This window comes from Aureispira sp. CCB-QB1 (assembly GCF_000724545.1).
In the GTDB taxonomy this organism is placed as follows: Bacteria; Bacteroidota; Bacteroidia; order Chitinophagales; family Saprospiraceae; genus Aureispira.
In genome coordinates this window covers 40,119-52,679 of record NZ_JHBV01000046.1, presented here as the reverse complement: position 1 = coordinate 52,679, position 12,561 = coordinate 40,119, and the positions used below count along the sequence as shown (strand labels likewise).

The 12,561-nt window shown below is 35.1% G+C and carries 8 protein-coding genes; 7 read left to right on the top strand and 1 reads right to left on the bottom strand.

The window, feature by feature from the left end:
* Positions 1-266: 266 nt before the first annotated feature.
* From CG11_RS24880 to CG11_RS24870, 3 genes are all read left to right on the top strand, one after another.
* Positions 267-1,172 carry a hypothetical protein gene (locus CG11_RS24880; RefSeq protein ID WP_052599678.1) on the top strand — a complete coding sequence of 302 codons (906 nt, stop codon included), beginning with the start codon at positions 267-269 and terminating at the stop codon, positions 1,170-1,172.
* A gap of 44 nt (positions 1,173-1,216) precedes the next feature.
* Positions 1,217-1,963, top strand: coding sequence for a DUF695 domain-containing protein (locus CG11_RS24875; RefSeq protein ID WP_052599677.1), 747 nt, complete (start codon positions 1,217-1,219; stop codon positions 1,961-1,963).
* Positions 1,964-2,238: 275 nt separating this feature from the next.
* On the top strand, positions 2,239-2,970 hold the full coding sequence (locus CG11_RS24870) for a DUF547 domain-containing protein (RefSeq protein WP_052599676.1): 732 nt from the start codon (positions 2,239-2,241) through the stop codon (positions 2,968-2,970).
* A 67-nt stretch (positions 2,971-3,037) separates the two neighbouring features.
* Here CG11_RS24870 and pepT read toward each other — a convergent pair whose 3' ends face one another.
* Complete coding sequence (gene pepT / locus CG11_RS24865; RefSeq protein ID WP_052599675.1) at positions 3,038-4,270, bottom strand: peptidase T; 1,233 nt, start codon at positions 4,268-4,270, stop codon at positions 3,038-3,040.
* Positions 4,271-4,547: 277 nt separating this feature from the next.
* Between pepT and CG11_RS24860 the strand changes: the two genes are divergently transcribed.
* From CG11_RS24860 to CG11_RS24845, 4 genes are all read left to right on the top strand, one after another.
* On the top strand, positions 4,548-5,465 hold the full coding sequence (locus tag CG11_RS24860) for an alpha/beta hydrolase (protein ID WP_052599674.1): 918 nt from the start codon (positions 4,548-4,550) through the stop codon (positions 5,463-5,465).
* Positions 5,466-5,577: 112 nt separating this feature from the next.
* Positions 5,578-7,077 carry a hypothetical protein gene (locus CG11_RS24855; protein WP_052599673.1) on the top strand — a complete coding sequence of 500 codons (1,500 nt, stop codon included), beginning with the start codon at positions 5,578-5,580 and terminating at the stop codon, positions 7,075-7,077.
* A 301-nt stretch (positions 7,078-7,378) separates the two neighbouring features.
* The gene (locus CG11_RS24850; protein WP_052599672.1) at positions 7,379-10,465 is read left to right on the top strand and encodes a PKD domain-containing protein; all 3,087 of its coding nucleotides are present in this window, start codon (positions 7,379-7,381) and stop codon (positions 10,463-10,465) included.
* A 429-nt stretch (positions 10,466-10,894) separates the two neighbouring features.
* On the top strand, positions 10,895-12,283 hold the full coding sequence (locus CG11_RS24845) for a DUF4476 domain-containing protein (protein WP_081909646.1): 1,389 nt from the start codon (positions 10,895-10,897) through the stop codon (positions 12,281-12,283).
* The last annotated feature ends 278 nt before the right edge of the window (positions 12,284-12,561 follow it).

The window sequence follows — 12,561 nt, the reverse complement described above, 5'->3', positions numbered from 1 at the left end:
TCATATAGTATGGAGTTATCGGTCATCGAAAATTTTTGAGTACCAACTTTGATCGTATATTTCCTTTGTTCCCTTGTTTTTTGTCTAAAAATTGATTTAATTTTCTCCTAGAACTAGGGGAGAGTTGGTTGTCATTATATCTCCTTAAAAGTCGATGGAGTAAGAAACTGAGGCATTAAATAGTACTTTTTTACATCTTTATGGACTTCTTTTTTGTTATAAAAATGTAAACCAAATATTAAAATACTCTAGCCGAATCTTTCTGAATGAAAAATATTATTAAAAAATCGCTGCTGCTGTTGTTGGCACTGTTGCTAATTGCTGTAATTGCTTTTTTTATTAATCCTAAATACTGGTTAGAGCTTACGCAACCTGTACAAATAGAGATTAATACTGCACATACTAAGATAACAGAGAACAATATATTTATGAAATTAGATGTTGAAATTTCAACAGATTATTACTTAGATGTTATTATTGATTCTATGGCTTATAAAGTATATATGGGAGAGACAGAGTTTTCTAAGGGAACTATTTTTGTGGATAGAGATTATCAAAAGAAAGGAGATAAAAATGTCTTGACAGTGCCCGTCGATATTAATAAAAAAGTATTGGAAGCTACCTTGGCAAAAATGAATCCGACCGATACTGCCACGATACGAGTCGTATTTCGAAACTATTTGGATTTGCCTATTTTTGGAAAACGGGAGTTGGAGATGGAAATTAATGAACAAACGTTGGCACCGAAGATTATCAAGGTTGAGATATTAAAAATGAAAAAGCGGGAGCTAAAGTTGCACCATGCAGTTTTTGATGTACAGTTGGCGATTAAAAATCCAAGTTTGCATCAGATTGTAATTGATGAAATCAAAGGAAAAATTGATTTTGAAGAATTGTTTGTCGGAAAAGTGAACCATAAAAAACAAATTGTGATCGAACCAATGAAAACGACAGTGGTCGAAACAAGAATGGATTTTGACAAATTGGAACTCATTAAGGATGCCTTAAATGTTATTTTTCATCCCAATAAGAAGTGGAAATATACTTTGGTAGCAGATGTGCTTTTAGTAAAGGAAGATGGCTCGACGCTTTTGTTAGATATATCTAATACGGGAAGAATGGATATTATGGAAAATAAGAAGAAAAAGAAAAAAAATAGGAAACGGAATTAATATAGTTAGATGTTGTATGTGATTAAAAAAAGAAGCCTTAATATATGAAATTACCTGAAAATTGGGACTTTTACTTTGAAGAAGATGAAGATGGTCCGATGTCCATTTTTGTAAACATTGGATTGCATCAAATAGCTCCTATAAAAAAATATTTAAACCTTTTGTGCATTTCAATAAGGTATACATCAAAAGAGAATGGTTTTCCTACAAGCGATGATCTTGACAGGCTAAGTATTTTGGAAGAGGAAATTATTCCTACATTATGGAAAAAATTTAAGGCAATCCAAGTGGGACATATTACGTCAAAAGGAACAAGAGATTTTTTCATTTATTTCAAGGAAAAAGTCCAGATAGACAATATACTTTCAGGACCTTTTCGAAGTTTCCCATCAAGCACTTATCATTTTAGTGAAGATAAAAATTGGGATTTATTTTTAATGGTATTAATGCCATCTGAAGAACAATATCAATTGATGCAAAACAGGAGAGTTTTGCGCAATATGGAAAAGCATGGCGATACTCTTCAGAAATTAAGAGAAGTAAGTCATTGGGCGTATTTTGAAAAGCAAGAAGATCAATGTTCCTTTGAGAAAGCTGTTAAGAAAGATAACTTTAAAGTGCTTAGAAAGAGATTCAATAAAGAGGATAAATTAAGATATGAAATAGTTTTTTCAAGGCTTGATAAAGTTGACTATGATGAAGTTAATATTTATACCACTAGTTTATATAAATTAGCTAAAGATTTTAATGGGTATTATGATGGATGGGAATGTAAATCATTTACTGAATAAATCAAGTAATAAAAACTGTGTTATGGACAACCTGAAAAATTGCAGATTTTTCCTTAGGAGTTTATATTTCTACTCGTATAATACCTTTAATTTGTGGGGGATTCCTTATACAACACACAAAACTATTTGAGAATTATAATACTTCTGTCAAAAAGAGCTGCTTAAAACTTAGAAGCCTGTTTTCTTAAAAAGAACTTGTTATCTTCCTATGGTTCTAAAAAGAATGGTCTCAATAGAACTTTCTTTTATTTCTTTAATAAAGATGCTTGGTGTTTATGAAAAAACTATGGATTGGTTTCTTGTTGTTGGTTGTGTTAATAACCGCTTGTGATAAAAATATCGTAAATAATGAGCCTCAGAGTCACGCTTCATTTGATGCCCTTCTAACAAAATATGTAGATACAAATGGAAATGTTGACTACGTGGGGTTTAAAAATGAAGAAGCAAAACTGTTGGCATATATTGACTGGTTAAAATCCAATGGTCCAGAAACGACTTGGTCGGATAACAAACAGATGGCTTATTGGATCAATTTATACAATGCTTATACGATATATACTATTTTGGTAGAACATCCTGTGAATAGTATTTTAGATATTGATGGTGGTATGGTATGGACTACGCGTCAAATAATGGTTGGAAGCCAAGCATATACATTGGATCAAATCGAAAAAAATAAATTATTGGCTGCATTTGGAGAGCCCAAAGTGCATTTTGCAGTTAATTGCGCTGCTGCTTCGTGTCCTCCTTTATTGAACAAGGCATGGACAGAATCCAATATTCAACAATATTATACCAGTCAAACCAAAGCTTTTATTAATAATCCTACTTATAACACCATAACAACTGATACCATAGAAATTTCGAAAATTTTTGATTGGTATGCCACCGATTTTGGTGGTAACAGCCAACTTGTAAATTACATTCAACAATATTCAGATCATACAATTTCTAATAATGCTGTTGTGAAATTTAAGTCTTACAATTGGGATTTAAATGCTCAATAGTCAGAAAAAATAAGTCATCCTCTTTAATTAGAAGATGACTTATAGGTAGTAAAGTTTGTTGATAAGATTACCAATCTCGGCTTTCCATTAATTTAGCAATTTCAATAATTGTCTCTGTAGCGGCTACAATAGATTCTAAAGGAACATATTCATAACGACTGTGGAAGTTTAGACCGCCAGCAAAAATATTAGGACAAGGCAAGCCCATAAATGACAATCTGGAACCATCTGTTCCTCCTCGAATAGGACGAGTAATGGGTTGCATTCCTAAATTGCTAATGGCTTCTCTTGCTAAGTCGACAATATGCATAACAGGACGAACTTTTTCTGCCATATTATAATATTGGTCACTCAAACTCAAAGAAAGACGATGGTCATATTTTTGATTTAAAGCATCTACTGTTTGTTGCATCAATGCTTTTTTTGCTTCAAATTTTTCTTTGTCATGATCTCTAATGATATAACGGAGTTCTGTTTTGTCTACATCTCCATTGACAGAAAGCAGGTGGAAGAAACCTTCATAACCTTCTGTTTTTTCGGGCACCTCCTCTGCGGGCAAAGCTTGAATAAGCTCGGCTGCAATATACATTGAGTTGACCATCTTGTCTTTTGCGGCACCAGGATGAACAATTTTTCCCTGTATATCAATGGCCGCGTAAGCCGCATTAAAATTTTCGTATTCAATCTCACCAGGAAGCGAGCCATCCATTGTGTACGCCCATTCTGCACCAAATTTTTCCACATCAAATAAATCTGCTCCACGACCTACTTCTTCGTCAGGAGTAAAACAGATACGGATTTTCCCGTGTTTGATTTCAGGGTGGTTAATAAGGTATTCCATAGCAGAAACAATTTCTGTTACACCAGCTTTGTCGTCTGCCCCTAGAAGTGTCATGCCGTCAGTCGTAATCAAAGTTTGACCTTTAAATTGGAGCATTTCAGGGAATTCAGAAGTTCTAAGAACAAGATCTTCTTTTTCGTTTAATACCAAGTCTCCACCATCGTAATTGTTCCAAACAATTGGAGCGCAACCTGTTGCTGTGAAATCTGGAGATGTGTCAATATGGGCAACAAAACCAACTGTAGGTATTTTCTTGTCGGTATTGGCAGGAAGCGTAGCCATAATGTAACAATGGTCATCAATTTCAACATCACTCAAACCTATGGCTTTTAATTCTTCTACAATTTGATTGGCTAAGATGAATTGTTTATCTGTACTAGGAATTTTTTCTACTCCAAACTCAGACTGAGTATCTACTTTGACATAACGGAGAAAACGATCTAAAATCTGCTCTTTCATGATGCTAATTTATAATTTATATACGGTTTTATAGAGCTGGTAAGTTACTTAAAGTCTTGAAAATTTCGTATTATTATCACAAAAAATCCAAACCATTAATAAACATGATCACGAATGAAATGGTATGCCTACAAAACCATTTTTTGGGGATTGACTTCGTCAAATGCTCTACTTCATAGCTTACAGCTATGAGTTTGCGCTTTTCCTTGTCCTTCAAAAAATCTTGCTTTTTTGGTAATACGACTCTATTCGTCATCCTGTCTAATGAATTTTTCCCATGAAAAAAATAGGATACAAAGTGCTAGTTATTTTATTGCTTGTCGCATTGGTTGCGCTAATTGTTATTGTAGAGTTTATAGCTCCTTATGCTATTGTAATGCCCCAAAAGATTGATTTAGAAGAACACCAAGAGCGATTTTCTTATGGTGCCTTCCCTAAAGATTACCAACTAAAAACAGAAGTGTTGGAGATAGAGACAAAGGATGGTGTTATTTTGTCCAATTATTTGGCATTGCCAGACCAAGATTCTGCAAAAGGAACAATCATTATGCTGCATGGTATAGGAGGTTGTAAAGAAGATTATTTAGGGATAGCGAAGCGTTTGACCGAATCAGGATACAACTGTATGATTTATGATGCCAGAGCACATGGACAAAGTGGGGGAAAATATTGTACATTTGGGTATCATGAAAAAGAAGATGTTCAAGCTGTCGTTGCTGCAATTTTAAATTATGACCCCAATACGTCTATTGGAATTTGGGCGAGTTCTATGGGAGCGGCTGTTGCATTGCAGGCATTGGCTATAGAACCAAGAATTCAATTTGGCGTGATTGAAAGTACATTCACAGATTTATCAGAAATCGTTTATCAGTACCAAAAACGATACTGTTATGGGATTGGTTTACGTTTTGCTTCTAATCGAGCTTTAACGCTTGCTGGGCAGATTGCCAATTTTGATCCGTACCAAATTCAACCCATACTAGCTTGTAAAAAAATAAAACAACCTATTTTGATGAATCATGGCGATGCCGATAAGCATATTCATATTCGATATGGCAAGCAGTTGTTTGAAGCTTTGGCAAGTACTGACAAGACTTTTTATACTGTGAAAGGAGGAGCACACACGGATTTATACACGGCAGGAGGAGCCGCTTATTACAATCATACGTTAGATTTTATAGCAGCACATTTTTAGATACTCTACAGTAATCGACAGGTCAAGTTACTATTTTATAGAAAAAGTGTAACTAATTGACTTTTTAGGGATTATTAATAAAAGCTATTAAAGTTCTTAAAAATGACCGACTATGCGATGCACTTTTTTTTTATGCTACTTGTGTTTACAGCTCACAACAGCTCATGCACAAGGACATCAACCTAATTTTAGTCCAGAGGACACGATTTCTTTTGTCAACTTGAATCTCATGAATCCCAACGGTAGTCCCTATGCCAATGCGCCCGTTGTGTTAAAGGGAAAAAAGGGACATGTGGTAGAAACTACAACAGGCTCTAATGGACGTGTGAAAGTCAAGGTTCCTTTTGATGAGACATATACGGTTCATTGTGGCGAACACACTTGTCTGAGACCGATTACAATCAATGCGTTTCCTTATGTGACGTATAATTATCAAGCCTATACGCGTCGATTTATCTACTTTACATTTACGTATAGAAATATTGCCAATCAACGATTGCCCAACGAAGTCGTAACTTTATATACCACTACTGGGGAAGTTTTTAGAGATACAACAAATGCTGAAGGGCAAGTGCATTTTTACCTGCCTTTTGTATCTGAATTTAGAATTGCTGTAAAATACCATGATAATGTCAAAACGATACGTCCTTTAGATGTTGGCAAAGAATATAAGATTATGTCAACTGTTTTTACTTGGATGGGATCTAAAGAAAAAGAACGATTGGCGCACATTGCCGATTCTTTGTCTCGTCTTGTTCATATGGATGCCATTCATTTTTTAGATTCTTTGGTTAGAACGGGCAACAAACACAAAATAGCAGAGGAAGATATTTACATTCCAATAGACTATGATAGTGTGGAGTGGGTGAATGCCATGTTGCAAATTAAAGCGCAAACGTATAGAGAAAAATTAAAGCAAAATCCTCATTTTTTTGAAGAAAAAAATAAAGCAGTTCTAGCGCCTTTGTTTCGGTTAAAAAAGCAGTTTAAACATAAAATTGTCGTAACCGATATTACAGGATCTATGTATGGTTATACCGAGCAAGTAATCTTGTGGCATGCTTTAAATTTTATGGAGAACGAAGATAAAAAATACTTATTTTTTAATGACGGTGATAACAAATCTACTTCACAAAAGAGGATTGGTTCAACAGGTGGGTTTTATTTTTGTCAGGGGCAAATAAAAGATTTTAATACTATTATTAATACCATGAGAAAGGGGATGCGAAACGGAGGAGGAGGAGAATATCCAGAAAATGATGTGGAGGCATTATTGGCGGCACAAGATAAACGCAAAAAGTACGATGAAGTTTTTTTGATAGCAGATAATTATAGCCCCATACGTGATTTGGAATTAATGCACCAATTAAAAGTACCTATTCGTATCATACTATGTGGTGTAGAAGATGGCGGGAGTTCTTTTTGGGGAAAACAAGAGAAAATTATTAATGAAGAATATTTAAACTTGGCTCATGCAACGAATGGTTCTATTCATTTGATAAAACAGGACATATTTGACTTGGCAAAAACGCAAGAAGGAGAATCCATTACCATAAAAGGACAGAAATTTGACTTTATCAATGGTCGCTTTGTTCGCCAAGAAAAATTGTGATCGCATTATTTATTAGGAATATAATATTTCTAAAAAAAATGATTGTTTAAAAAATATTTTCTAGAATTTTTCTGGAAAATATTTTTTTTGGGATTGACCTTGTTGTTTTTGTTGTAAGTTTTTAGTGTTTTTTGGTGTTGTTTTGTATTGTTGTTTAATGATTTATAAAGAATTTTTTATTTAAAGTGATTAATTTTTATTTAAAAATGTCTTTTTAAACAGTAATGCTTCTACTTATTATTGTACTGTCAAAGAAAAGTATTACTCCAAACAAAAATTACGTTTAAATCAAAATCAACTTATGAAAGCATTTAATTATTTAACATTAGCTATTTTACTGTTCTTAGGGGCAACAAGTAGTTTGCAAGCACAGTGTAGTGCTACGTTTTCGTATACCAATACGGGGAACAACTACAACTTTACAGCCACTACGAGTGCGGGGATGATGAATCCTGTTTATGTATGGACTATTGATGATTACAATAATAATACAACGAACACGGTGACATCAGTTACCCCAACAATTAATTACAACTTTAGTGGTGGTTCTCCATTTGGTTACCATCATGCTTGTTTAACGGTATATGATAGTTTAACAAATTGTCAGACAACAATTTATTGTGATAGTATTATTAGCAATACTAATCCAAATCCATGTTCAGGTTTTGCTGTAACACACAGTCATACAGTTAGCGGCAATACAGCTTCTTTTACTAGCAATGTAGTAGGAGGCAATCCAATGTATAGTTATGCTTGGAATTTTCATGGTTTAGGAAGTTCTTCAGTTGCAAATCCTTCGTTTACTTACCCTGGACCAGGATGGTATGCTGCCGATGTAACTGTTTATGATACATTAGGTTGTCAAGCTACTTACCATGATTCAGTTTATATTAGTGGCAACACCAACCCATGTAATACATCGGTATGGTTTGTTGATTCCTTAGCAATGGGAAATAGTGTAACTTTCCACTCTTATGCATCAGGCTTTGGAGCAGGTGCTTATTACTCATGGGATTTTGGAAATGGTGTGTATGCAAGTGGACAATACCCAACTGTAACCTTATCAAATGGTTGGCACTATGTATGTTTGACAGTAGACGATTCAATTTGCGTTGAGACATACTGCGATTCAATTTATGTGAATGGAGGGAATCCAAACCCATGTAACACATTTGTATCATTTTCTAGTTCAGTAACAACAGGAAATCATGTAACACTTCAAGCATCTACTTCTGGTTTTGGAGCAGGAACTTCTTATACTTGGAATATAGGAGGTAGCTCTATCATTGTAGGAGGACCAACTGTAACATTTCCTGCATCAAATGGCTGGTATTCTGTATGTTTGACAGTAGATGATTCACTTTGTACAGAAACATACTGTGATTCAATTTATGTAAACGGCGGTAATACAAATCCATGTAGTGGAACAATTTCGTTTACAGATTCGTTATCATCAGGAAATAATGTGACTTTTAATTCGTCAGTATCTGGTTTTGGAGCAGGCGCATTTTATGCGTGGACATTTGGAACTAACTTTCAGGCTTATGGACCAAACCCAACGGTACAATTATCAAATGGTTGGTATCAAGTATGTTTGACCGTAAGTGATTCGTCTTGTACAGAAACATACTGTGATTCTATTTATGTGAATGGAAGTAATCCAAACCCATGTAATACATCAGTATGGTTCTTTGATTCTTTGTCAACAGGAAATAATATCACTTTCCATTCTTCTGCGTATGGCTTCGGAGCAGGTGCTTATTACTCATGGGATTTTGGAAATGGTGTGTATGCAAGCGGACAATATCCAACTGTAAACTTATCAAACGGCTGGCACTATGTATGTTTGACAGTAGATGATTCACTTTGTACAGAAACATACTGTGATTCAATTTATGTGAATGGAGGTAATCCAAACCCATGTAATACATCGGTATGGTTCATTGATTCCTTGGCAATGGGAAATAGTGTAACTTTCCACTCTTCTGCATCAGGCTTCGGAATAGGAACTTATTACTCATGGGATTTTGGAAATGGTGTGTATGCAAGCGGACAATACCCAACTGTAAACTTATCAAACGGCTGGCATTTGGTATGCTTGACAGTAAGTGATTCACTTTGTACAGAAACATACTGTGATTCAATTTATGTGAATGGAGGCAATCCAAACCCATGTGCACAAAATGCTGTAACATTGAACTTATTGTTTGATAACTATGCAACAGAAACTTCTTGGACTGTAACAGATGCGAATGGTGTAGTAGTAGCGAATGGTGGAAACTATAGCTCAGCTATGAACGGTCAAAACTTACCAATCAATTTATGTTTGCCAACAGGTTGTTATAACTTTAATATCTATGATAGCTATGGAGATGGTATTTGCTGCTTGTATGGCCAAGGAAGCTATACTTTGGTAGATGACTCAACAGGAATGACATTAGTGTCAGGAGGTTCATTCACTTATTCAGAAACAACAAACTTCTGTGTAGGAGGAGCTTCTAATTCATGTGGAAACTTTGGAAATGGTTCCTTTACTTACTCAGTAGGTGCGAATGGAGTTGTGACCTTTACACCAGTATTAACAAGCAACCAATACCCACTAAACTTTACTTGGGATTTTGGTAACGGAAATACTTCGAATAGTTCTAATCCAACGTTTACTTTCACAAACGGATACCACTTAGTATGTTTGACGGCAGATTCTGCAAACTGTACCTTTACTTACTGTGATTCAATCATGGTAACAACGAACAATGGCAACCCAACAGGACCTTGTGCTAACTTGACAACAGATCTTCATATTACGCAAAGTATTAACGATCCATTCTTATTGTGGATGCAACCAGTAGTAAACGGTGCTGCTTCGAATGCAGGATTTACATTTGTATGGGATTTCGGTGATGGTACAGGAGCAATGTCTGGTGCACCACTACACACTTACAATAGCTTTGGCTCTTATGTAGTTTGTTTGATGGCTTTGGATACTGTAAATGGTTGTGTATCTACTTTCTGTGATACTATTACAGTAGATTCTGTAGGTAACTTTAGCCGTAACTTTACGAAGCCAGGCTTTACTGTAAATATGTTGCCTCCTGTAATCAATTACTATACAGCAGTAGAAGAAGTAGAAGAAGGAGCAACAACAATCAACTTGTTCCCTAATCCAGCAAACAGTGTAGTACATTTAGCAATTAGTACAGAAGAAGCAATAGATGGAACCATTTCTATCTTAGATTTGACAGGAAAAGTTGCTTACATGAATAACTTGAACGTAGGAGCAGGACAAGAGCAAGTAAGCCTTCCTATCGAGCAGTTACCAGCAGGTGTATACGTAGTAAGAATTACAAGTGAAACAACACAACAAACTATGAAATTTGTCAAAGAATAATATTTTGATGAATACGCATAGTTAAGTGTTTGACAAATATTATAACCTATTATTTAATCAATAGGATATAGGGTGTGAATACGGCCAGAGTTTGAGGAAACTCTGGCCCTTTTTTATTTGTTAAGGTGGCAAATAGATGTTTTTTTAGAGAAAAAGTGAGAAAAATTAGTTTTGTGAGTTGTTTTTATAGTTTTGATTAGTAGTGTGTTATGTTGAGTTAGTAGCTTGATGTAAGTTGATAATGGACCTATATAGAATTGATATGGTATGTTTTTGGCACTAATAATAATTATTATGTACATTTACTCTAAGGAGAAGTGCTCTGCTACAAAGATATTAATAACATTAGGTTGAATATTGACGGCTCATACAAGACACAAGTGACGACAAGAGTCAGAGTACTAATTACTATCTAAAAAACATCAAATTATGCGAACAATAATTACATTACTACTGCTAAGTTATGTCCTAATAGTACAGGCACAACGCCCAGGAGGTCATCACCATCATAATCATCATGGTCACCATCACCATTATCCAATCCCAATGTCGGACATTGAATTTAATCAAGCTCTAAATCAAATGGGGAGAGAATCTTTTGATGATGGAAAATTGCGTATTGCCAAGGGAATTATCAACGGAAACTACTTATTATCACAACAAGTAAAGATAATGGTAGCACAATTTAGTTTTAAAGCGAATCAAGAAGAGGTTGCGCTATATGCTTACCCAAAAACCTACGACCAAAACAAATACTATATTGTATATGACGCTTTTACCTTCGATTCTAGCAAAGATAGAGTTAGTGACTGGGTTAGTACGCAGCCAATTAACGATTATCAAGGGGGCGGATATTATGGTCCTTATCCTATTACGGATGCCGATTTTGCGCAAGCATTGCGTCATTTGAGAGCAGAGTCTTTTGATAATGGAAAGTTAAGAGTTGCCAAGCAATTGGTCGATGGAAATTATTTGTACGCTAGTCAAGTTAACGCTTTAGTCAAAGAATTTGATTTTAAGAATAACCAAGAAGAAATTGCCAAGTATGCTTATGCCAAAACTTATGATCAAAGAAATTATTATTTGGTATACGATGCCTTTACTTTCGATTCTAGTAAGGATGCTTTGGAAAGATGGTTAGATGGGCAACCTATTAAAGACTATGCTCGTCCACCTAACACGGGACATTCTCATGGAGGAGGTATACATCACAATCCTAATTTAGGAAACAACCGACCACCAAACAGCCCAAATCCTAATTATAATAACAACAATAATTATAACAACAACAATAGCGGTTGGAATAATAATTTAAATAATGGTGGTACTAATTCCAACTCCAATTCAACAAACAATAACTGGAATAATAACAATGGTGGGAACAGTAGACCTCCAGCTAATACAAATAACAACAATAATACAAACAGCAACAGCAATAACAATAGTAATAACTGGAATGATGATCGCCCAAACGGGAATGTGACATTAGGAAACCCAGCTAGTAACAACAACAATCAAGGTGGAACGGTACAAGCCATGTCTCCACGTGATTTTGACGCAATGAAAACAGCAATTGTTGCCTACTCTTCTGATAGCGATAGAATAAAAAAAGCAAAAGAGTTTTTACCAAATAATTTTCTACTAGCAGAGCAAGTAAAAGAAATTATGACTCTATTTGTTTTTGAAGACGTACGCTTGGATTTTGCGAAAGAAGCTTATGCTAAAACATACGATCCTCAAAATTATAGTGTCGTTCAAGGAGTCTTGGTCAATCCTTCAAGCCAGCGAGATTTACAATCTTATATTGACAATTATTAAAATCACAATAGTTAGCTGCGCTGCTACTACGTGGTCGTTGAAAACTTTATTAGTTTACTTCGTGAGTGCGGCGCAGTTGATAAGCAACAAGTTGTAGATTATCGTATTCTGAAGTAAACTTTGATTATCAAACTAATAGGAATGTGTTTTTTTATCTTTTTGGTAACTAAGCTTGCGATCTCACGAGCGTAGCGAGCTAAAAAAGTAAACAACTAAGCGATAGCAATCTCACGACCGCAGGGAGCTAATCAACGACCACGTAGTAGCAGCGTAGCTAA